The organism is Pseudomonas sp. UBA4617, from assembly GCF_002386445.1.
Taxonomy (GTDB): domain Bacteria; phylum Pseudomonadota; class Gammaproteobacteria; order Pseudomonadales; family Pseudomonadaceae; genus Aquipseudomonas.
The window spans coordinates 87772-108825 of the sequence record NZ_DGIR01000009.1 but is presented as its reverse complement, the minus strand read 5'-3'; the positions used below and the strand labels follow the sequence as shown (position 1 = coordinate 108825).

Here is a 21054-nt window from a genome sequence, read left to right as displayed (position 1 = left end):
TGAACGGTACCGAGCCGGGACGCTCGTATGTTCGTGTGGGAGCAGTATGCGGGTATGGCGGGGACTGATTAAGGGGCGGCGGGGCCAAGGTCTTTTGAGCTGCAGTCAACAATCGGCGGTTCGGTCGTGATCGAAAGCCTGGCAATCTACCCCTGGCGCCTACTGAGGGCGACAGGGGCAGGCGGATGCATTGATCAGTCGCGGATCAGCGCTGGGTTGGATTGCAGCAACCATAGACCCCGCAGCGACTGGATCTGTTGCTCAAGGCTGGAGGCGAGGCCAAGTCGCCGCGCCTGCCGGTCGTTCACCAAGAGCTTTTCGAGCAGTCCCAGCAGGTCGCGTGACTGTTCGGTCGAGGCAGAGGTGGTGACATCGGACTGCAGTTCGGCTTTCTGGTAAGTGCGTACACGCTCCTGCTGGCTGGCCTGTTGCATAGCAGTGGCCTCGACAAGGACGTTGTTGACAAAGCCTATACGGGTCGAGCTGCTGGCTTGGTCATCCACCTCATGGTAGCGGTAGTCCTGCGACTCGCTGTCGAGGCTGAGTTGCAGCTCTACCCATGGGTTGAGGCTCTCGTGCCAGGAAGCCTTCAGCGTACTCTGCTGGTCCTGTTGCAGGCTCAGGTTGGCTGCTCCGCCCTTGCGGGCGGTGGTTTGTGAAACGTTGTAAGTGAAGCTGTCTATTTCATCCGGGCGCATGGGGTTGGTGCGCTTCCCGGGTGTGGAGAGCGAAGCGGTGAAGTCGGCCATGCCGCTCAGCAGCAGGCGGCTGCTCGTGTTTGACCAGATGTCATCAGCCGCCGGGCGCAGGGCGGCGTCGTCGACGCTATTGAGCTGGCGGAAAGCATCCTTGAACAGCGTCATCAATTGTTCATCGCCGTTTCCGCGTTGCTGTGCGGCATCGAACTGGGTCAGGTAGTTCGACACTGCTGCCTGCCGTTGCGCCTCGCTGCCCAGCAAGGTGCCGCCCTGGGTATCGAAGTTCATCTTCACATTGCCGGACGGCGCCTGGAGTTCCAGGCTGCGCGTGTGCTCGTCCATCTGCAGGGCAAACGTCTGTCGGGCTCCGTCTGCGGTTTGCAGTTGTGCCTCTAGTTGCAGGCCGGTGAAGAGCGTGGGGTCGAGCTTCACCAGCGCGCCGAGCTTCAGGCTCGGGGGCTCTTGAACAAGGCCGTTGACGGCGGTCTGGAAGCTGTCCGCCATCATTGCCAGGCCTTTGAGTTCACTGGCGGTGAGGTCACCGCCGAGCACCTCGGCATCTACCGCCAAGCCCCTTTCGCTGTTGAACAGCCCCAGGGAAACGGTCGCGCCGGACGCCGTGTTCAGGGTGAAGGTCACGCGGTCGGTGGCGAACTCGCGCAGCCTTGCCTGTTGCAGGCCAAGCAGCATGGGCTCGGCTGCCGCACCGCGATCTACTGCCAGGCCTGACTGGGCAATACGTTGCCCACCGTTGGCTGCCAGTTGTTCCAGCAACGCTGCGCCCAGGCCCTGAAACCGGGAAGCGGTGGAAGAGGCCTGAATCGCGCTATACATGGTCAGGCTCAGCTTGTCGATGCCGTTATGCTCCCAGACATGGCGGACCTGCCCATTGCCGAGGGTGCCTTTGGCGTTGTAGACACCAATGTCGGCGCTGGGCTGCGGCTGGCCAAGGCTGACCTCGCTGCTTGCTGTGGGTTCTGCGGCTTTTACGGCAATGCCTGGAGGTGCCTTGGCAGCAGGCATGTAGGCCTGGGTCATGCGTATGATCGGTGGAATCTGATTCATTCACGCTTCCTGCGTTTTCTGGGGCGTTCGTGCATGATGTCGGCGCGCCATCAGCGAACTTGAATTCCCGACCCGAAAACGCATCGGCCCGCCAAGAAGGCGGGCCGTCAGGCACGGCAGCTGACGATCAGCGGCGGCGGAACAGCGGCAGCGGCTCGTCGGCGGCGGCCTGGTAGGTCACCGAGAAGTCTTTCAGGCTTTGCAGCGCGTCTTCCGGGTCCTTGTCGGCACGGATGGCGAACGCATCGAAGCCGCAGCGGGCCATGAAGAACAGCTGGTCGCGCAGCACGTCACCAATCGCACGCAGCTCGCCCTTGTAGCCATAGCGGTCACGCAGCAGGCGTGCATTGGAGTAGCTGCGCCCGTCGGTGAAGGCCGGGAAGTTCAATGCGATGACCTGGAAGTGTTGCACGTCCTCGCCGATTTCTTCCGCTTCTTCGTCACTGTCCAGCCACACACCCAGGCCACCATCGCGGGCTTTCAGTGCATGGGCATGGTCGCGCCACATCTGCAGCGGGACGATGTAGTCGTCGCAGTTGGTCAGCTCGTCGAACGAGGTCTCCTTCGGCAGCAGGTGCCAGGTTTCGTCGACGATCTGGTTGTTCTTAATGATTCGCTGCATAGACGCGTTCCTTGAAGGGGTCGATGCCGATACGCTGGTAGGTGTCGATGAAACGCTCTTCCTCGGTACGTTGCTCGACGTACACGGCGATCAGCTTCTCGATCACATCGGCCATGTCGTCCTGGGCGAAGGACGGGCCGAGGATCTTGCCCAGGCTCGCGCCACGCGCGGCATTGCCGCCCAGCGATACCTGGTAGAACTCCTCGCCCTTCTTGTCCACGCCGAGAATGCCGATGTGGCCCACGTGGTGGTGGCCGCAGGCGTTCATGCAGCCGGAAATGTTCAGGTCGATCTCGCCGATGTCGAACAGGTAGTCCAGGTCGTCGAAGCGGCGCTGGATGGATTCGGCGATCGGAATCGACTTGGCGTTGGCCAGCGAGCAGTAGTCACCACCCGGGCAGCAGATGATGTCGGTCAGCAGGCCGATGTTCGGGGTGGCGAAGCCGGCTTCGCGCAGCTCCAGCCACAGCGCGTGCAGCTGGCGCTGCTCGACGTCGGCGAGAATGATGTTCTGTTCGTGCGAGGTGCGCAGGAAACCGAAGCTGTAGCGCTCGGCCAGGTCGGCCACGGCGTCCAGTTGCTTGTCGGTCAGGTCGCCCGGGGCAACGCCGGTGGGCTTCAGTGACAGGGTCACGGCCACGTAGCCCGGGCGCTTGTGGGCGCGGGTGTTGCGCGAACGCCAACGGGCAAAGCCTGGGTATTCGGCATCCAGGGCGCTGTAGTCGACGTTGTCCAGGGCCAGGTAGTCCGGGTCGACGAAGTGGCGCGAAACGCGCTGTACTTCGGCTTCGGTCAGGGTGGTGCTGCCGCCGCGCAGGTGAACCATTTCGGCCTCGACCTTCTCGGCGAACACTTCCGGGGTAAGGGCCTTGACCAGGATCTTGATCCGCGCCTTGTACTTGTTGTCACGGCGGCCGTAACGGTTGTACACGCGCAGAATGGCATCCAGGTAGCTGATCAGGTCCTGCCAGGGCAGGAACTCGTTGATGAACGAGCCGACTACCGGAGTACGGCCCAGTCCGCCGCCGACCAGTACGCGGAAGCCCAGCTCGCCAGCGGCATTGCGCACCGGCTCCAGGCCGATGTCGTGCACCTCGATGGCGGCGCGGTCTTCCTGCGAGCCGTTGATGGCAATCTTGAACTTGCGCGGCAGGTAGGCGAATTCCGGGTGGAAGGTGGTCCACTGGCGGACGATTTCACACCACGGGCGTGGGTCGATGATTTCGTCCGCAGCGACACCGGCGAACTGGTCGGTGGTGGTGTTGCGCAGGCAGTTGCCGCTGGTCTGGATCGCATGCATCTGCACCGTGGCCAGCTCGGCAAGGATGTCCGGGACGTCTTCCAGCGCGGGCCAGTTGAACTGTACGTTCTGGCGGGTGGAGATGTGGGCGTAGCCCTTGTCGTAGTCGCGGGCGATCTTGGCCAGGGTGCGGACCTGGCGGGCGTTCAACTGGCCGTACGGCACGGCGACACGCAGCATCGGTGCGAAACGTTGGATGTATAGGCCGTTCTGCAGGCGCAGAGGGCGGAATTCTTCTTCGCTCAGTTCCCCGGCCAGGTAGCGGCGGGTCTGATCACGGAACTGCTTGACGCGGTCCTCGATGATCCGCTGATCGTACTCGTCGTATACGTACATAAAAGTCCTGTCTCAGGCATGCAGCTATTCGCGCGCACGGCCGCGCACTCCGGTTCGGAGCCGGGGAACGATAGCAGGTTGCGTTTATGCGCTAAAGTGATGTTTTTGCATATGAAAAGAACCAAACGGACTATGTGAGATTGACTGCCATTTGTGCGCTGGCTGTGGCCCGGTGTTTATAATCCGAGGTTTGCTTCGCAGGGTTCTGTCCCCATGCTCAAGGCGTTGTGCCAAAGCTTGTGTCTTGTCTTGCCGCTGACGGCCACCGCGCAACCGGCGTCGGTGGTTTTTCTCAACCCGGGGTTGTCCTCCGAGACGTTCTGGACCAGCTATACCCGTTTCATGCAGGCCGCCGCAGACGAGCTGGGCATGACCTTGCGCGTGGAGTACAGCGAGCGCCGTGCCGACCTGGCACTGAGCCGCGCCAGGGCGATCCTGAGCGGGCCGCAGCGGCCGGACTACCTGGTGCTGGTCAACGAGCAGTATGTCGCCCCGGAAATCATGCGCCTGTCGCGTGGCTCCGGGGTCAAGCTGTTCCTGGTCAACAACGGCCTGACCGCCAGCCAGGCCATGAGTGTCAAGGCCCAGCCCGACAAGTATGCCGAGCCCCTGGGCACCCTGGTCAGCAACGACGAGCAGGCAGGCTTCCAGATGTTGCAGCAGATGGTCGCGCAATTGCCCCGGGACAGCGGGCCGGTGGACCTGGTGGCCTTCGCCGGGGTCAAGACCACGCCGGCCTCGCAGTTGCGCGTAGAGGGCATGCGTCGGGCCTTGGCCGATCATCCCCAGGTGCGCCTGCGTCAGGTGGTGTATGGCGGCTGGAACCGTCAGCGTGCCTACGAGCAGGCGCGGCAACTGCTGGAGCGCTACCCAGGCACGCGCCTGGTGTGGTCGGCCAATGACGAGATGGCCTTTGGCGCCATGCAGGCATGTGAAGAGGCAGGCCGGCGGCCGGGGCGTGATGTGCTGTTCGGTGCAGTGAACGCTTCGCCCGAGGCCTTGCACGCGCGTATCGACGGGCGCCTGAGCGTACTGATGGGCGGGCATTTCACCCTTGGCGGTTGGGCCATGGTGCTGCTGCACGATGATGCCCAGGGGCTGCCGGTGAACCACGGCCGTCTGCGCGAGCACAGCGTGCCGGTGTTGCAGCTGATCGACCAGGCCAAGGCAAAGCACTGGCTGCAACTGCAGGAACGGGCCGACTACGGCGTCGATTTCCAGCAGTACAGCGCCGAAGGGCGGCCGCCTAGCTACCAGTACCCGTTTCTGGTGTCACCGATCGATTATTGAAAGACCCTGCTTGAGCGAAGGGCATTGCTCGTCTTAACTGCTGGTGTGAAGTGCATTCCCATAACCACTACAAGAGGCAATGCAATGGGAAACTCAACCAAGGTCCGTAAAGCTGACAGCAGTGTCGATGCCTGGGCGATCCTCTGCCTGATCGTCCTGGTGGTGGTCACCGCCGTGTATTGGGTCAGCCACCAGTAGACTTGTCTTCAAGACCATGATGCAGCAGGGCGCCTGCGGGGGAAATCCCGCAGGCGTTTCATCGTGCCAGCGAACAGACCGCTACCGGCTAGCGGGCAAGGTGCAGGGCCAGTTGCACCAGGCCGATCAGTACGGCAATGAACACCAAGGTGAACAGCGTCCCCAGCGCAATGAAATGGCTGGCCTTGCCGTGGGTGAAGTCGCGGGTGCGGTTCTTGCCGCTTTGTACGCCAAAGGCGGCGGCAAGAATGCTGTGCAGCATCTGCCAGAAAGTCGGCGGTTTGCCCTGGCTGGAATCGTCCATGGTGGCTCCTGGAAAAAGCAGAGGCAATCAGGGACAGTGTAGGCAATCAGGCGGGGTTGGCATGGCCGGCTTCTCGCGAGTCACCCCGCGAAGAAGCCGGCGCCGACTCAGCTGTCGTACCCGAGGTTGGGCGCCAGCCAGCGCTCGCTCACGCTGATGTCCTGGCCTTTGCGCGCGCTGTAGTTTTCGATCTGGTCGCGGTCGACCTTGCCCACGGCAAAGTACTGTGCCTGCGGGTGGGCAAAGTACCAGCCGCTGACTGCCGCCGCCGGGAACATCGCGAAGTGGTCGGTAAGGAACACGCCGCTCGGCCCGGTTTCGCCGATGGCCGTGCCGTCCAGCAGGCGGAACAGGGTTTCCTTCTCGGTGTGGTCCGGGCAGGCCGGGTAGCCCGGTGCCGGGCGAATGCCGCGGTATTGCTCCTTGATCAGCGCCTCGTTGTCGAGGTGCTCGTCGCGGGCGTAGCCCCAGTGTTCCTTGCGCACCTGCTCGTGCAGCCATTCGGCGCAGGCTTCGGCCAGGCGGTCAGCCAGGGCCTTGACCATGATCGAGCTGTAGTCGTCACCCTTGTCCTGATAGGCCTTGGCCAGTTCCTCGGCGCCGATGCCGGCGGTGGTGATGAAGCCGCCGACATAATCGGTGACACCGCTGGCCTTCGGCGCGACGAAGTCGGCCAGTGACCAGTTGGGCTTGCCGTCCGGCTTGATGGTCTGCTGGCGCAAGTGATGCAGGGTGGCCAGGGCCTGGCCGTCGTCGCCGTACACTTCGATATCGTCATCGGCCACCTGGTTGGCCGGCCAGAAGCCGAACACCGCACGGGCGCTGATCAGCTTTTCGTCGATCAGCTTGTCGAGCATCTCGCGTGCATCCTGGTACAGCGCCGTGGCCGCCTCGCCAACCACCTCGTCGGTCAGAATGCGCGGGAACTTGCCGGCCAGGTCCCAGGAAATGAAGAACGGCGTCCAGTCGATGTATTCGGCCAGGGTGCGCAGGTCGATGTTCTCCAGCACCTTGACGCCAGTGAAGGAGGGCACCGCGGGCTGGTAACCGGCCCAGTCGTACTGCGGCTTGGCTGCAACGGCCTGGGCGTAGCTCAGGCGCTCGGTGCGGGCACTGCGGTTGGCCGTGCGCTCGCGCACTTGCTGGTATTCCTCGCGGGTCTTCTCGACGAAGCCCGCTTTCAGTTCCTTGGACAGCAACTGGGTAGCAACACCCACGGCACGCGAAGCGTCGGTGACATAGACCACTGCATCGTTGCTGTACTTGGGTTCGATCTTGACGGCGGTGTGCGCCTTGGAGGTGGTGGCGCCACCGATCATCAACGGCAGGTTGAAGCCCTGGCGTTGCATTTCGCGGGCGACGTGGACCATCTCGTCAAGTGACGGCGTGATCAGGCCGGACAGGCCGATGATGTCGCACTTCTGGTCGCGGGCGGTTTGCAGGATCTTCTCGGCCGGCACCATCACGCCAAGGTCGACGATGTCGTAGCCGTTGCAGCCCAGCACCACGCCGACGATGTTCTTGCCGATATCGTGCACGTCGCCTTTTACCGTGGCCATGAGGATCTTGCCCTTGGCCTCCGGCTTGTCGCCTTTCTCGGCTTCGATGAACGGAATCAGGTGCGCCACCGCCTGTTTCATCACGCGGGCCGACTTGACCACCTGCGGCAGGAACATCTTGCCCGCACCGAACAGGTCGCCCACCACGTTCATGCCGCTCATCAGCGGGCCTTCGATGACTTCGATGGGGCGCGCGCATTGTTGACGGCATTCTTCGGTATCTTCGACGATGAACGCCGTGATGCCTTTCACCAGCGCGTGCTCCAGGCGTTTTTCCACCGGCAGCGAGCGCCACTCTTCGTTCTCCACTTCCCTGGTGGCACCGCCGCCCTTGTAGTCGTCGGCGATGGCCAGCAGTGCATCGGTGCCATGCGCGGTGCGGTTGAGCACGACGTCCTCGACCTTCTCCCGCAGCTCGGCGGGGATCTCGTCGTAGATCTCCAGCTGGCCGGCGTTGACGATACCCATGGTCAGGCCGTTCTGGATCGCGTGGTACAGGAACACCGAATGGATCGCTTCACGTACCGGGTTGTTGCCACGGAACGAGAACGACACGTTGGACACGCCACCCGAACTCAGTGCGTACGGCAGGTGGTCGCGGATGTAGGCGCAGGCCTCGATGAAATCGACGGCGTAATTGTTGTGCTCCTCGATACCGGTGGCGACGGCGAAGATGTTCGGGTCGAAGATGATGTCTTCCGGCGGGAAGCCCACTTCGTTGACCAGGATGTCATAGCTGCGCTGGCAGATTTCCTTCTTGCGTGCGGCGGTGTCGGCCTGGCCGACCTCGTCGAACGCCATCACCACCACGGCGGCGCCATAGCGCTTGCACAGGCGGGCATGGTGCTTGAACTGCTCGACGCCTTCCTTCATGGAAATCGAGTTGACGATGCCCTTGCCCTGGATGCACTTGAGGCCCGCTTCGATCACCTCCCACTTGGACGAGTCGATCATGATCGGCACGCGCGAGATATCGGGCTCGCCAGCGATCAGGTTGAGGAAGCGGACCATGGCGGCCTGGGAGTCGAGCATCCCCTCGTCCATGTTGATGTCGATCACCTGGGCGCCGGCCTCGACCTGCTGCAGGGCAACTTCCAGGGCTTCGGTGTAGTTTTCCTCACGGATCAGCCGGGCGAACTTGGCGGAGCCGGTGATGTTGGTGCGCTCGCCGACGTTGACGAACAGCGACTGGCGGTCGATGGTGAAGGGTTCCAGGCCTGACAGGCGGCAGGCCTTGGCGATTTGCGGAATCTTGCGCGGCGGGTACTTGGCCACGGCTTCGGCGATGGCCTGGATGTGCCCCGGCGTGGTACCACAGCAACCGCCGATGATGTTGAGGAAGCCGCTGGCGGCGAATTCTTCGACCACGGCGGCCATTTCCGCCGGGGTCTCGTCGTATTCGCCGAAAGCGTTGGGCAGGCCGGCGTTGGGGTGGGCCGAGACGTGGGTGTCGGCCTTGGTCGCCAGTTCTTCCAGGTACGGGCGCAGGTCCTTGGCGCCGAGGGCGCAGTTCAGGCCCACGGAAATCGACTTGGCATGGCGAACCGAGTTCCAGAACGCCTCGGTGGTCTGGCCCGACAGCGTTCGGCCGGAGGCGTCGGTGATGGTGCCGGAGATCATGATCGGCAGTTCGATAGCGTCTTCTTCGAATACCTGTTGCACGGCGAAGATCGCCGCCTTGGCGTTGAGGGTGTCGAAAATGGTCTCGATCAGCAGCAGGTCGGCGCCGCCTTCGATCAGGCCGCGGGTGGCCTCGATGTAGTTGGCGACCAGTTCGTCGAAGGTGACGTTGCGGTAACCGGGGTCGTTGACGTCCGGGGAAATCGAGCAGGTGCGGCTGGTCGGGCCGAGTACGCCGGCGACGAAGCGCGGCTTGTCCGGGGTTTCCAGGGTCTTGGCGTCGGCTACCTGGCGGGCGATGCGTGCGCCTTCGACGTTCAACTCGTACACCAGCGCTTCCATGCCGTAGTCGGCCTGGGAAATCTGCGTGGCGTTGAAGGTGTTGGTTTCGAGGATATCGGCCCCGGCATCCAGGTAGGCCTTCTCGATGGCGGCGATCACATCGGGGCGGCTGAGCAGCAGCAGGTCGTTGTTACCTTTGACATCGCTTGGCCAATCGGCGAAGCGCGTGCCACGATAGTCGTGTTCCTCGAGCCGGTAGCTTTGGATCATAGTACCCATGCCGCCGTCGAGGATCAGGATGCGCTCTGCGAGTGCGTTCTGGAGTGCTTGGAGACGAGCGCTACGGTCGGACATAGGAACTACCTGGTCGGGCAAATTTCAGAAGGTGCCGAATCATAACAAAGCTGCGCGGTTTTTAGGCATGTCGCCCATTTGCATGAAAACTGCTCATGTTGGCAGGCCTGCTGGCAGTGCATCCAAGGACGATCAGGCAAAACGTGATGGTTTCAATTCCCAGGACTTTCCGCACATGGTGCATCGTATTCTTGCCGCCGCTTTCGCGCTGTTCATCAGTAGCGTGGCGTTCGCGCAAGCCCCACAGTCGAGCCCGGCTATTTCCTATACTCGGGACATCCAACCGATCTTCACCGAAAAATGCGTGGCCTGCCACGCCTGCAACGATGCTGCCTGCCAGCTGAAGCTGGAAAGCCCCGAGGGCGCCGTGCGCGGTGCGACCAAGGTGCCGGTCTACCAGGGCGAGCGCAGCAGGGCGGTGCCCACCACGCGGCTGTTCTACGACGCCCACAGCGAGGGCGAGTGGCGCAAGAAGGGCTTCTATTCGGTCCTCGACAACCAGGGCAGCCAGGCCGCGCTGATGGCCCGCATGCTGGAGCTGGGGCACAAGACCCCGCTTACGCCCAACGCCAAGCTGCCTGAAGAAATCGTCCTGGGCCTGAACCGCAACAATATGTGCCCGTTGCCCGAGGAGTTCGACGCTTATGCCGGCGCTCACCCCAAGGAGGGCATGCCGCTGGCGGTGACCGGCCTGACCGACAACGAATACGACACCCTGCGCCGCTGGCTGGCTGGCGGTGCGCCGGTCGAGTACCAGCCAGTCAAGCCAAGCGCGATCGAAGCCACGCAGATCGCCGAATGGGAAGAACTGCTCAACCGCCCCGGCTCCACCGAGGCGCTGGTCGGCCGCTGGCTGTACGAGCACCTGTTCCTGGCTCACATCTACTTCACCGGAGGCGAGCAGGGCCACTTCTTCCAGTGGGTGCGCTCGCGCACCCCGAGCGGGCAGCCGGTCGACCTGATCGCCACGCGCCGCCCCAACGACCCGCCGGGCACCGACTTCTATTACCGCTTGATCCCGGTGCAGGGCGTGATCGTGCACAAGACCCACATCACCTACCCGATGGGGCCGCAGAAGCTCAAGCGGGTCAAGCAACTGTTCTACGCCGGCGACTGGCATGCCGCTGCCTTGCCAGGCTACGGCCCGCGCCACCGGGCCAACCCGTTCGAGACCTTCGAGGCGATCCCGGCGGTGGCGCGCTACCAGTTCATGCTGGATAACGCCGAGTACTTCGTGCGTACCTTCATCCGCGGCCCGGTCTGCCGTGGGCAGATCGCCACTGATGTGATCCGCGACAACTTCTGGGCGTTGTTCCAGGAGCCAGCCCACGACCGTTACATCACCGATGCCCAGTACCGGGGCGAGGCCACGCCGCTACTGGCCATGCCTGGGCAGATCGATGACGTTGGCAGTGTGCTGAGCCTGTGGCACGCCTACCGCGACAAACGCAACGAGTACGAGAAACTGCGCCGCGAAGCCTACGCCGACATGCCGGCGCCGGGCTGGGCCACACTGTGGGCCGGTAACGACAACGCGCTGCTGAGCATCTTCCGCCACTTCGACAGCGCCGCGGTGACCAAGGGCCTGGTTGGCGATGTGCCACTGACCGTGTGGCTGTTCGATTACCCGCTGTTCGAGCGCACCTATTATCAGTTGGCGGTCAACTTCGACGTGTTCGGCAACGTCTCGCATCAGTTGCAGACGCGCCTGTATTTCGACCTGATCCGCAACGGTGCCGAAATCAACTTCCTGCGCCTGATGCCGGCCGACCAGCGCAAGGCGATCCTCGGCGACTGGTATCAGAACAGCGGCAAGGTGAAGATGTGGATGGACTACGAGGACATCGACACCGACACCCCAACCGGCATCAAGCTCGACCTGCGCGACCCCAAGCGCGACTTTGGCCTGCAGCTGCTGCAGCGCACCGGCAGCCTGAATGCCGCGCCCGACCCGATCAACCGCTGCCAGGGCGCGTACTGCTCACGGCCGCAGATGAGTGAAGAGTTCCGCAATGTCGAACAGTCGCTCAGCCGCCTGGTGTCGCGCCCGGCTGCCGGGTTGAAGGTGATCAACCAGCTGCCCGAGGCGACTCTGCTGCGCATCGAAGGGCTGGGTGGCCAGCGTCAGGTGTACAGCCTGCTGCGCAACCGCGCGCACAGCAACGTGGCGTTCCTGCTGGGTGAGGCGTACCGCTACCAGCCGGGCCTGGACACCCTGACCCTGTACCCGGGCGTGCTCAGCAGTTACCCGAACTTCATCTTCAACATCCCGGCCACAGATGTGCCGGAGTTCGTCGAGGACATGGAGTACGCCAAGGATGATGCTGCGCGCTTCGAGCGTATCGTCATGCGCTGGGGTGTGCGCCGCAGCCACCCCGAGTTCTGGCGCTACTTCCATGACCTCAACAGCTTCATCAAGGAGACCGAGCCGGTCGAGGCGGGCGTGCTGGATATGAACCGCTACCAGAACCTCTGATCGGGCGGGCTGACCTTTGCGCCTACCCTGCGGTCGGAAATGCTGGGTGGTCCGGGGGTTGCTGTGCAGCCCCATCGCCGGCCAGCCAACTCCACGGGGTGCTGCACATGCCTGAAAGCTGCGCAGTACCCGTGGCAGCGGGCTTACCAGCGGTGGAGCGCACTGCGCTCCAAAGGCCTCAATGCACCGGCAATTGCAGGGTATTCAATGCTGTATTCGCTTCAGGCACTGCGGGCGTTCGCCGCCTGGGTGGTGGTTTGCCACCATTTCATGCAGATCTTCTTCGACTTCCATGCCACCGGCCCCATTGGCCAACTGCTCACCGACCGTGGCGCTGTTGGCGTCGACATCTTCTTCGTCATCAGCGGGCTGGTCATCTACCTGTCGACCCGTGACAAGCCCATCGAACCGCGCCAGTTCCTGCTAAACCGGGTGTTGCGCATCGTCCCGGCCTATTGGTTCTACACGGCGCTGATGGCCACGCTGTTGCTCGCTTTCAGTCAATGGATGCCGCACCAGGCGTTCACCTGGCAGCACCTGTGGCTGTCGCTGTTGTTCATCCCGGCGGAAAACCCTGGCGGCTACGGCTTGTACCCGACCTTGAACGTGGGCTGGACGCTGAATTTCGAAATGTTCTTCTACTTGCTGTTCGGCCTGGCCTTCCTGGTCCGCCAGCGCCGTTACCAACTGCTGGCGACCGCTGCGCTGCTGCTGGTCAGTGAGGTGCTGGGCCGGCTGGGCGTGCTCAGCCGTTTCTACAACAACCCGATCATCTATGAATTCCTGCTCGGCATCGGCCTGGGCGTGTTGCTCCGCAGCGGGCTGATCCGCCAGGCCCGCTGGCTGCCGTTGCTGTTGTTGGCGCTGGCGAGCCTGGCCATCTACTACCTGGACGCTTCCCGGCGGCTGCTCAACTGGGGGGTGCCGAGCGCAATGATCGTGCTGGCCTTCGTGGCCCTGGAGCCGCAGTTCCGAGGCAACCGGCTGCTCAAGGCCCTAGGCGACTGTTCGTATTCGGTGTACCTGGTCCATGTGCTGGTGCTGTACGTCGGCTGGTTCGCCAGCCAGCGCCTGCAACTGAACCCGTACCTGGTATTCGCTCTGTGCGTGCCGTCCATTGGACTAATGTCGTGGTTCAGCTACCGCTGGCTGGAGCGCGGCCTGTACCGGCGCCTGCAGGCCTGGTTGGCGGCGCCACGGGAGCCAGCCCCTGAATATGTGCTTTCCCGAGTCAAATACTAGGACTTTGTTCGAAGGCCGGGTTGGCGTACACTTGGCCGCAAGTCTGTGAGGAACCTACATGAGCGCTATAACCATTACCGACGCCGCCCATGACTACCTGGCCGATCTGCTCTCCAAGCAGAATACGCCTGGCATCGGCATTCGCATTTTCATCACCCAGCCAGGCACCCAGTACGCCGAAACCTGTATCGCCTACTGCAAGCCGGGCGAAGAGAAGCCTGACGACACCGCCGTAGGTCTGAAGAGCTTTACCGCTTACCTGGATGCCGTCAGCGTGCCGTTCCTGGAAGACGCGCTGGTCGACTACGCTACCGACCGCATGGGCGGCCAGTTGACCATCAAGGCGCCGAACGCCAAGGTGCCGATGGTCAACGAAGACAGCCCGATCAACGAGCGCATCAATTACTACCTGCAGACCGAGATCAACCCCGGCCTGGCCAGCCACGGCGGCCAGGTGAGCCTGGTGGACGTGGTCGACGACGGCATCGCCGTGCTGCAGTTCGGCGGTGGTTGCCAGGGTTGTGGCCAGGCCGACGTGACCCTGAAGGAAGGCATCGAGCGTACGCTGCTGGAACGCATTCCCGAGCTGAAGGGCGTACGCGACGTGACTGACCACAGTCAGAAAGAGAACGCCTACTACTGATGCTGGATGGGCTGCTGCTACAAGGCCGCGCCTTAGCAACAAAGTGTTACTGTTTCAAGCCCTGCGACAACAGGCCGCAGCCCGTATTCCAAGGGCTGCAGCCGACCACCGCCGTGCCCGGGTAGAACCCTTCGGGGGGCCATGCCAGAATGCCCCGGCATTTCGTCCGGCCCGTCCCGAGGGCCGGCACCTCCCCTGTAAAGGATGGTTTCATGAATGATCTATATACCCGGCGCGCAGTTGTCGCCGGGATGGGCGTTCTCGGGCTTGGCCTGCTGGCAGGCTGCAGCCCGGCCCGGGGGCTCGAGTTCAAGTACGGCAAGAACATGAGCAACGAGATCCTGGGGCGCAAGTTCAGCCTCAAGGACACCCAGGGCAACGTACGCACCCTGTCGAGTTTCTACGGCAGCATGCCGATGATCTTCTTCGGCTTTACCCAGTGCCCGGCGGTCTGCCCGACCACGCTGGCGCGCGCCGCACAGATTCGCAAGCTGCTCAGAGGCCGTGACCGCGACCTGTTCCAGGTGGTGCTGATCACCCTGGACCCGGAGCGCGACACCCCGGAAGTGCTGGACGCCTACGTCAAGGCGTTCGACCCGTCGTTCACCGCGCTCACCGGCACCCCCGAAGAGATCGCCGCAGTGGCCAAGGAATTCAAGGTGTTCTACGAGAAGGTCCCGGCCGGGGATACCTATACCGTCTCGCACTCGTCCACCAGCTATGTCTACGATACGCGCGGCACGTTGCGCCTGAGCCTGGGTCATGCCCTGACCGCCCAGGAGTGCGCCGAAGACCTGGTTACCCTGATGGAGATCTGCTGAATGTCGATGCAACCGATCAAGCGCGGCCTGGCCGCCCTGGCCCTGATGGGCCTGGCCTTGCCAGCCCTGGCCCAGACCACCGTGAGCGATGCCTGGGTGCGTGCCAGCGTGCCGCACCAGCAGTCCACCGGGGCTTTCATGACCCTGACCGCCAGCAGCGACAGCAAGTTGGTGGGTGTGGCGTCCAAGGTAGCCAGGACCGTTCAGGTGCACGAGATGACCATGAACGGCGACGTGATGGGCATGCGTGAGGTGAAAACTGTCGAGTTGCCAGCCGGCAAAGCCGTGACGCTGGATCCGAACGGCCTGCACGTGATGCTGATGGGGCTGGGCAATCAGGTGAAGGAGGGGGAGAAAGTGCCGCTGACCCTGACCATCGAAGATGCCAGGGGTGCCAGGGAAACCGTGGAGGTACAGGCTGAAGTGCGAGCGCTCACCGCCGAGGCGGGCACCGGGCATGAGCACATGCACATGAACCACTGACAGATTTGAAACGGGGCCGCTTTGCGGCCCTGTTCATTTTCAGCTGCGAAACTTCGGCAGTGGCCTGTCGAGCGTCAGTGAGGTAAGGGTCTTGCGCACCTTGGCCTCGTCAGCCTCCAGGGCCTTCAGGCTGGCGCGGATCTTGCCGGCGGCGGGCACATCGCCCTGCCGGTCGATCCAGTCGGCAATCTCCTTGCAGGCGCTGCTCAGGCAGGCTTGGCGCTGGTTCATCAGCGACAGCAGGGTGGTGAGCTCTGTTTCGGACATGGCAGGATCCTCCGTTCAGCTCTGTCAGTGTAGCAGTGGCTGGCGGGATTACCTGTGCCCGGCTGTCGCAGCTCAGGCCGGCAGGCAGGCGCTGCGGTAGGCCCCCGGGGTCACCCCATAGGCCTGCTTGAATTGCCGGCTCAGATGACTTTGGTCGGCGTAACCCAGGTCGAACGCCACCTCCGAGGCTGCCCAGCCACGCTTGAGCATTTCCCGTGCTCGGGCCAGGCGGCGCTGTTTCAGCCAGGCATGGGGCGGCAGGCCGGTGGCCTGGCGGAACACCCGGGCGAAATGGAATGGTGACAGGTTGACCGCCGCCGCCAGCGCTTCCAGCGAGGGCGGGTCGGCCAGCTGGCTTTCCAGCAGCTCGCGGGCGCGGGCCACCGCCAGCGGTTCCTGGCCGGGGGCCGCAGGTTCGGCGCATTGCCCATGGCGCTGCACCAGGGCCAGCACCGCCTGGCGCCAGGCGGTCTGTTGCTGCAGGGCACTAACGCCTGCCTCGGACAGTTGGTGCAACTGGCTGAACGCGCTGGCCAGGGCCGGGTCATTGATCACGCTGTCCTTGAAACGGGGCATGCCGTGGCGGCCCAGTTCCAGTTCCTCGAGCACCCCGGTTACCCGCTCGTGCTCCGGGTAGAAGCCTCGGTAGCGCCAGCCCGCTTCGTGGGCAGTGGCCCCGGTATGCAACTCGTCAGGGTTGATCAGCACCATGCTGCCGACCGGCGCCAGGTGCTCGCTACCGCGGTGCCAGAACCGCTGGGCACCCGACTCGATCACAGTAAACACGTAGCCTTCATGTACATGCGGGGCGAAGCGTTGCTGGAAATAGCGTGCATGCAGCATCTCGACGTCGCCCAGTGCCGGCGCCTGCCACAGGTGTGTCTGCTCGCGCAGAGGCGTGCTCATGGCAGCCAGCTGCGCAGGGCGTAGAAGATCAACATGCTCACCAGCATGCTCAGTAGCACGCTGCGGGTCAACAGCACCAGGGCGATGGCCACCAGCGAACCCAGCAGGTAGGGGTTGAGCAGGCTCAGGTCGAGCTGGTGCCCGGGCATGAAGATGATCGGGGCGCAGATCGCGGTGAGCATGCCCGGCACGGCAAAGCCGAGGAATTGCCTGGCGTTGGAGCTCAGGCGCAACGGCAGGCGTGGCTCCAGGAATGCATAGCGGTTGAGGAACACAATGGCGCCCATGGCGAAAATCAGGATCCAGGTCATGAGCGGGCTCCGGCGAATTTCTGGCAGATGAAACCGGCACTCATGCCCAGCAGGCCTGCCGCTACCAGGGCGGTTTCCCATTGCCAGTGGCTGAACAGTACCGAGCAGAACAGAGACACTGCCACGCACACCACCGTGGCCAGGTTGCGCACCAGCGGTGTGATCAGCGCGACGAAAGTGGCGACGATGGAGAAGTCCAGGCCGAGCTGGTCCAGATGGGGAATGTTCTGCCCCAACAGGATGCCGGCCAGGGTAAACAGGTTCCAGGCAATGTAGAACGTCAGCCCCACGCCAAGGGCATACCAGCGGTTGAACTGTTGCTGGTCGTACTGGCTGGTGAGGGCAAAGAACTCGTCGGTCAGAAGAAAGCCCAGGCCCAGCCGCCAGCGCAACGGCTGGTTGCATAGCAGCGGGCGCATCGACAGGCCATACAACAGGTGCTGCGAGGTCAGCAGCAGGGTGGTCAGCAGGATCGACGCCAGGTTGGCGCCGCCCTTGAGCATGCCGATGGCGACCAGTTGCGCGGCCCCGGCGAAGACAATGGCCGATAGCCCTTGCCCTTGCCAGGCGCTGAGGTTGGCTTCGATGGCCATGGAGCCGGCCAGCAGGCCCCAGGGGGCGACGGCCAGCGACAGCGGCAGGCTGGCGATGGCACCGTGGAGGTAAGCTTGGCGTGCAATGTGGGACATGATGGCTGCAGTGCATGTACAAGGCAGGCCAGCATGCCAGAAGGCGCGGGGGAATGGCTTGAACGATCTTGCTGGTTGACGCGGGTTGCTGTTTGCTGGACGACGCGGTTCCTGCAAAGGCGGCTCAGGGATGGCTGGTCAGGTGCTGTTGCGCCGTGACGCAGCCATTTATCTCGACGGCCTTTTGCAGCAGGCTCTGGCGATGTTGCGGATCGAGGTCGCCGAGCAGGCGGTACACCTCGGCCTGGTAGTCGCGCTGACGCCCCCACTGCATTTCCAGCCCCTGCGGCCTGTTGCGGTTGCAGGCCAGGCGCGTGGCCGGCTGCGGGTAGTAGGAGGCATATACCGTGGCCATGTTGGGAATGGCCTCCAGTGCAGCACGGTATTCTTCGCTGACGTTGTAGGGGGGGCACCAGGTGGCAATGGCCGGCGCCGGTGCGGCGAAGCCCTGCTTGAGGCTGGCTTCGAGCAATGGGCAAGCGGCATCTGGAATCTGTGCCGCAGGCAGGTAGGTCATGTAGTACAGCGCCAGGCGGTACTGTGCGACCGGGTGGCCCAGCTCGACGGATTTTTTCAGCAAGGCAACCGCCGTGGGCAGGGTATGAGCCATCGCCTGGCCCTGGCGGCTGAGTTCCGGGTCGCCAGTCACGGCCGTGCGCAGCGTAGTGGCGCTGTCATCCTGGCTGTCAGCCTGCTCCAGCAAAGGCAGGGCCTGGCGGTAGAGCAGGTCGGCATGCGGGTCGATACGCACCTCATGTGCATGCGCGGCCAGTGGCATCAGGGCGATCAACAGTGGGGGCAAGCGAAGCATGCGTTTCACAGGCAGACTCCACGGGGTGCCAGGTACTGATGGACGGCTTCGATGTTCATGGCGGTCAAACGGGCGCCTCGGGCAGGTCGGAACGACGGCCTATTCTAGCCACCCGAGGGCTTCGCCGGAAGACCACCTGCCGACTCTCAGACGAGCTTGACTGGCGAGACCTTGCGTTGGGCGTGTTTTTCCTGGGCCAGGCCAAGCTTGGCGGTGATCACCTTGGCCAGCGCATTGTTGCCCAGGTCGTTCAGGTGCAGACGGTCGATGAACAGGTCGGCGCCGAACACCGGCGAGCTGCTGAGCATGCTGTTCATGTCGTAGCAAGGGACCGGGTCGGCCTGGCTCTTGATGCGGCGGAAGAAAGCCGAATGCAACTGGCTGTCGAAGACGCCGTCCAGCAGCCGGTCGAAATTTGCCGGTTGCCGTTCCAGCGCGTCCAGCATGGCTTGCTCGCCAGCCGGCAGGCTGTCCCGGCACCAGGGCAGCAGCGGCTGCAGGATGAAGGTCAGGGTGGCGTGGCTGTCAGCCAGCAAGCGGTCCCACTGGCGCAAGGTCCGGCCGATAAGGTCGGCCGCACGCGCCATGCGCTTTTCCGGGGACGACAATGGCCAGGTTGCCGGCGTTTCGACCGGAGTGGGCGCGACCAACGCCTGGCTGATGCGCCGCCACAGTGATGGTCGGCGGGGCGGCGCGGCAGGCTGCAGGCCTTCGCTGAAACTGTTGAGAAAACGCTGGTAGGCCTTGGCGTGCTGCGGGTCGTGCTGGTTGCCGAGGACTTCGCTGAGGGCTTCGTGGGCCAGGCTGTTGACGCCACTCAGCACTACCACATGGCCGATCTGGCCAAGGCGGTGCTGGTGGGTAAGGAACATCAGCAGTTCCTGGCTGGCGTTGAGCCCGCAGCCGGCCAGGCTCAGCCAGACTTCGCCGGTGAGCATCGACAGGTGCGAAGCCACCGTATGTTCATCGGAGCTGGCGCCGATGCCCAGGGCGGTAGAGCCACCCACCAGCAGGTTGATGCGTGCCGCACTGCCGCGCTCGGCCACCGAAAAGCGCTTGCCGGCGCAATGGCTATAGCGCAGGCCCAGGGCATCGGTGTTGATGGTACCGGAGCGGTAGTCGGTTTCATGGACATGCACGGTGTGCGGGGCACGCCGGCTGCCCAGCAGCAGAAAGCGCTGGTAGTCCTGTTGCAACGGTGAAGGCGCCCGGTTCGGGTCTGTCGCGGTCATGGGGTCTCCTTCTGTTGCAACGGGCGCCTGCAGCACTTTCAGGCTGCCAGTTCCCTGAGGTTGTACAGCAGGCCGCCAGCCGCGATCAGCAGCAGGGCGACGCCCGAGGCCAGGCTGATCATGCGGTTGCTGCGTTGCGAGGCGATCTTGCCGATGGCGAAGATGTACAGGCTGAGCACGGCGAAGTCGATGGCCACCCACAGCAGCGACAGCACCACCATGCTCTTGCCGAACGACTCGGTGATCTGGATGAACTGCGGGAAGAAGGCGATGAAGAAAATGATGTCCTTCGGGTTGGAAATGCCCACCATGAAGCCCTGCAGCAGCCCGCCGCGGCCGGGCTTGGCGGATTCAGCCGGTGCCTCGGATGCAGGCGCCGCCAGGGCTTCCCTGAGCGTGCCTACGGCGATGTAGCCGATGAACAGGCAGCCCAGCAGGCTCATGACGCTCAGCCAGGTCTTGTCGATGGCCGCGCTGGTGAGGATGATCCAGGCGGCCGCGCCGATCAGCACCAGTGACGCCCAGTTGGTGCCGACTGCGGTGAAAATGGCTTTGCGCGAGCCGGACGCGGCCGCGGTGTTGACGATCAAAGCCACCACCGGGCCGGGGGTGGCGATCAGCAGCAGTACGGTAAGGGCATAGGTAGCGGTGAGTGCGGTATTCACGGTCAGGTCTCGATCAGTAGGTCGGGTGTGGCCGGGTGTGCGGCATGGGCATGGAATGGGCAGCGGGAGGGGTTGAGCGACCCTGCTTCCTGCAGTTGATACTGCTTCCACTCGTAATTGTCGGCATCGCCGAAGAAGCCAAGGGTGTCGGGCATGACACCGTCGTTGTAGTGGCGCACGCGTTCGCGAATGCGTTCGCGGATTCGCTGGCCACTTTCGGTATTGGCGTTGGCCACTTCGTCGAAATTGGCGCGAGGGTTGATGACGAAGGTGATGTGCGGCCCCAGGTTGCGGCTTTTCATCTGCTGGTGGCCGGGAAAGTTCATGTTGATGAACAGCGGCATGCCGGCATAGCAGAACGACCACCCATTGTCTCCGGGGTCGGTCGGGATGCCTTGCGGCCAAGGGTGCGGATCGCGTGCATGCACGCCACGCAGCACCTTCCAGGCCAGCGCCTGCTGTTCGGCCAGGGTATGGTCGGCAGCGGTTTCGAGGAATACCACCAGCGGGCTGCCGATACGTTGCTTGGGTGGGATCGGGGCGATCGTGCGTACGTAGTCGGCCAGGCCCTGTGCGATGTCATCGGCCAATTGCTCGGAGCGGGCGAAGAGTATGTGACAGGTAGCGCCGTTCACCGCCTTGCGGCCGAACAGGCAAGGGAATTCAGGGTTGGCAAGTACAGTGCGAAAATGCTCTATGGTTTTGTAAGTCCAGTGTTGCGTGTACCGGACATGTTCAGCGGCCAGCTCCAGCGCGTCCAGGCGGTAGCAAGTTCCATAACCCGTAAACATGATTTCCCCAGGCGATAATTAGATGAACTTTCCAGTCACATGCAGGCAGGATCTTGGTTATCTTTGTTATTTACCTGCATTTTCCGAGA

At 63.3% G+C, this 21054-nt stretch carries 19 protein-coding genes; 6 read left to right on the top strand and 13 right to left on the bottom strand.

The window, feature by feature from the left end; translation table 11 throughout:
• Positions 1-194 precede the first annotated feature (194 nt).
• The 3 genes from B4L76_RS02710 to B4L76_RS02700 form a co-directional block, all read right to left on the bottom strand.
• Positions 195-1763, bottom strand: a complete 1569-nt coding sequence (locus B4L76_RS02710; RefSeq protein ID WP_296230335.1) for a hypothetical protein — start codon at positions 1761-1763, stop codon at positions 195-197.
• Between the two features lie 127 nt (positions 1764-1890).
• Positions 1891-2385, bottom strand: a complete 495-nt coding sequence (locus tag B4L76_RS02705) for a DUF934 domain-containing protein (RefSeq protein WP_296230333.1) — start codon at positions 2383-2385, stop codon at positions 1891-1893.
• On the bottom strand, positions 2369-4021 hold the full coding sequence (locus B4L76_RS02700) for a nitrite/sulfite reductase (protein WP_186675760.1): 1653 nt from the start codon (positions 4019-4021) through the stop codon (positions 2369-2371). Before B4L76_RS02700 ends, B4L76_RS02705 begins: the two co-directional genes overlap by 17 nt.
• 213 nt (positions 4022-4234) lie before the next feature.
• Here B4L76_RS02700 and B4L76_RS02695 point away from each other — a divergent pair, with 213 nt between their 5' ends.
• Positions 4235-5311 carry an ABC transporter substrate-binding protein gene (locus tag B4L76_RS02695; protein ID WP_296230331.1) on the top strand — a complete coding sequence of 359 codons (1077 nt, stop codon included), beginning with the start codon at positions 4235-4237 and terminating at the stop codon, positions 5309-5311.
• Between the two features lie 286 nt (positions 5312-5597).
• On the opposite strand, the gene B4L76_RS02690 is transcribed toward B4L76_RS02695, so the two are convergent.
• Entirely contained in the window at positions 5598-5813 is a 216-nt protein-coding gene (locus B4L76_RS02690) for a DUF2970 domain-containing protein (protein ID WP_296230329.1), read from the bottom strand.
• A gap of 107 nt (positions 5814-5920) precedes the next feature.
• The gene (metH, locus tag B4L76_RS02685; protein WP_296230327.1) at positions 5921-9628 is read right to left on the bottom strand and encodes a methionine synthase; all 3708 of its coding nucleotides are present in this window, start codon (positions 9626-9628) and stop codon (positions 5921-5923) included.
• A gap of 175 nt (positions 9629-9803) precedes the next feature.
• Between metH and B4L76_RS02680 the strand changes: the two genes are divergently transcribed.
• The 5 genes from B4L76_RS02680 (at position 9804) to B4L76_RS02660 (ending at position 15293) form a co-directional block, all read left to right on the top strand.
• Positions 9804-12104, top strand: a complete 2301-nt coding sequence (locus B4L76_RS02680; RefSeq protein ID WP_296230325.1) for a fatty acid cis/trans isomerase — start codon at positions 9804-9806, stop codon at positions 12102-12104.
• Positions 12105-12311: 207 nt separating this feature from the next.
• A complete protein-coding gene (locus B4L76_RS02675) occupies positions 12312-13346 on the top strand; it encodes an acyltransferase family protein (RefSeq protein ID WP_296230324.1) in 1035 nt (344 codons plus the stop codon).
• Between the two features lie 58 nt (positions 13347-13404).
• Entirely contained in the window at positions 13405-13989 is a 585-nt protein-coding gene (gene nfuA, locus B4L76_RS02670; RefSeq protein WP_003250416.1) for a Fe-S biogenesis protein NfuA, read from the top strand.
• Between the two features lie 212 nt (positions 13990-14201).
• Positions 14202-14810: an SCO family protein gene (locus tag B4L76_RS02665; protein WP_296230319.1), complete on the top strand. Its 609-nt coding sequence runs from the start codon at positions 14202-14204 to the stop codon at positions 14808-14810.
• Complete coding sequence (locus B4L76_RS02660) at positions 14811-15293, top strand: copper chaperone PCu(A)C (RefSeq protein ID WP_296230318.1); 483 nt, start codon at positions 14811-14813, stop codon at positions 15291-15293.
• A gap of 39 nt (positions 15294-15332) precedes the next feature.
• On the opposite strand, the gene B4L76_RS02655 is transcribed toward B4L76_RS02660, so the two are convergent.
• From B4L76_RS02655 to B4L76_RS02620, 8 genes are all read right to left on the bottom strand, one after another.
• Positions 15333-15560 (bottom strand): hypothetical protein, encoded by a 228-nt coding sequence (locus tag B4L76_RS02655; RefSeq protein WP_296230316.1) that lies wholly within the window; start codon positions 15558-15560, stop codon positions 15333-15335.
• 72 nt (positions 15561-15632) lie between these two features.
• Positions 15633-16466, bottom strand: coding sequence for an AraC family transcriptional regulator (locus B4L76_RS02650; protein ID WP_296230314.1), 834 nt, complete (start codon positions 16464-16466; stop codon positions 15633-15635).
• Entirely contained in the window at positions 16463-16777 is a 315-nt protein-coding gene (locus B4L76_RS02645; RefSeq protein WP_296230312.1) for an AzlD domain-containing protein, read from the bottom strand. Before B4L76_RS02645 ends, B4L76_RS02650 begins: the two co-directional genes overlap by 4 nt.
• Positions 16774-17466: an AzlC family ABC transporter permease gene (locus B4L76_RS02640; RefSeq protein ID WP_296230311.1), complete on the bottom strand. Its 693-nt coding sequence runs from the start codon at positions 17464-17466 to the stop codon at positions 16774-16776. Before B4L76_RS02640 ends, B4L76_RS02645 begins: the two co-directional genes overlap by 4 nt.
• A 124-nt stretch (positions 17467-17590) precedes the next feature.
• Positions 17591-18277: a sel1 repeat family protein gene (locus tag B4L76_RS02635; protein WP_414707156.1), complete on the bottom strand. Its 687-nt coding sequence runs from the start codon at positions 18275-18277 to the stop codon at positions 17591-17593.
• 146 nt (positions 18278-18423) lie between these two features.
• Positions 18424-19509 (bottom strand): hypothetical protein, encoded by a 1086-nt coding sequence (locus tag B4L76_RS02630; RefSeq protein ID WP_296230308.1) that lies wholly within the window; start codon positions 19507-19509, stop codon positions 18424-18426.
• Positions 19510-19547: 38 nt separating this feature from the next.
• Entirely contained in the window at positions 19548-20174 is a 627-nt protein-coding gene (locus B4L76_RS02625) for a LysE family translocator (protein ID WP_296230307.1), read from the bottom strand.
• A gap of 2 nt (positions 20175-20176) precedes the next feature.
• Positions 20177-20965: a YqcI/YcgG family protein gene (locus B4L76_RS02620; protein ID WP_296230305.1), complete on the bottom strand. Its 789-nt coding sequence runs from the start codon at positions 20963-20965 to the stop codon at positions 20177-20179.
• Positions 20966-21054: the final 89 nt, after the last annotated feature.

Excerpts from the sequence above, each read along its gene's own strand:
- B4L76_RS02675 (WP_296230324.1), top strand. The coding sequence starts at position 12,312 with ATGCTGTATTCGCTTCAGGCACTGCGGGCGTTCGCCGCCTGGGTGGTG.
- B4L76_RS02630 (WP_296230308.1), bottom strand. The coding sequence starts at position 19,509 with ATGACCGCGACAGACCCGAACCGGGCGCCTTCACCGTTGCAACAGGAC.
- B4L76_RS02710 (WP_296230335.1), bottom strand. The coding sequence starts at position 1,763 with ATGAATCAGATTCCACCGATCATACGCATGACCCAGGCCTACATGCCT.
- B4L76_RS02705 (WP_296230333.1), bottom strand. The coding sequence starts at position 2,385 with ATGCAGCGAATCATTAAGAACAACCAGATCGTCGACGAAACCTGGCAC.
- B4L76_RS02645 (WP_296230312.1), bottom strand. The coding sequence starts at position 16,777 with ATGACCTGGATCCTGATTTTCGCCATGGGCGCCATTGTGTTCCTCAAC.
- nfuA (WP_003250416.1), top strand. The coding sequence starts at position 13,405 with ATGAGCGCTATAACCATTACCGACGCCGCCCATGACTACCTGGCCGAT.
- metH (WP_296230327.1), bottom strand. The coding sequence starts at position 9,628 with ATGTCCGACCGTAGCGCTCGTCTCCAAGCACTCCAGAACGCACTCGCA.
- B4L76_RS02620 (WP_296230305.1), bottom strand. The coding sequence starts at position 20,965 with ATGTTTACGGGTTATGGAACTTGCTACCGCCTGGACGCGCTGGAGCTG.
- B4L76_RS02640 (WP_296230311.1), bottom strand. The coding sequence starts at position 17,466 with ATGTCCCACATTGCACGCCAAGCTTACCTCCACGGTGCCATCGCCAGC.
- B4L76_RS02695 (WP_296230331.1), top strand. The coding sequence starts at position 4,235 with ATGCTCAAGGCGTTGTGCCAAAGCTTGTGTCTTGTCTTGCCGCTGACG.
- B4L76_RS02680 (WP_296230325.1), top strand. The coding sequence starts at position 9,804 with ATGGTGCATCGTATTCTTGCCGCCGCTTTCGCGCTGTTCATCAGTAGC.
- B4L76_RS02650 (WP_296230314.1), bottom strand. The coding sequence starts at position 16,466 with ATGAGCACGCCTCTGCGCGAGCAGACACACCTGTGGCAGGCGCCGGCA.
- B4L76_RS02655 (WP_296230316.1), bottom strand. The coding sequence starts at position 15,560 with ATGTCCGAAACAGAGCTCACCACCCTGCTGTCGCTGATGAACCAGCGC.
- B4L76_RS02690 (WP_296230329.1), bottom strand. The coding sequence starts at position 5,813 with ATGGACGATTCCAGCCAGGGCAAACCGCCGACTTTCTGGCAGATGCTG.
- B4L76_RS02660 (WP_296230318.1), top strand. The coding sequence starts at position 14,811 with ATGTCGATGCAACCGATCAAGCGCGGCCTGGCCGCCCTGGCCCTGATG.
- B4L76_RS02700 (WP_186675760.1), bottom strand. The coding sequence starts at position 4,021 with ATGTACGTATACGACGAGTACGATCAGCGGATCATCGAGGACCGCGTC.
- B4L76_RS02665 (WP_296230319.1), top strand. The coding sequence starts at position 14,202 with ATGAATGATCTATATACCCGGCGCGCAGTTGTCGCCGGGATGGGCGTT.
- B4L76_RS02635 (WP_414707156.1), bottom strand. The coding sequence starts at position 18,277 with ATGCTTCGCTTGCCCCCACTGTTGATCGCCCTGATGCCACTGGCCGCG.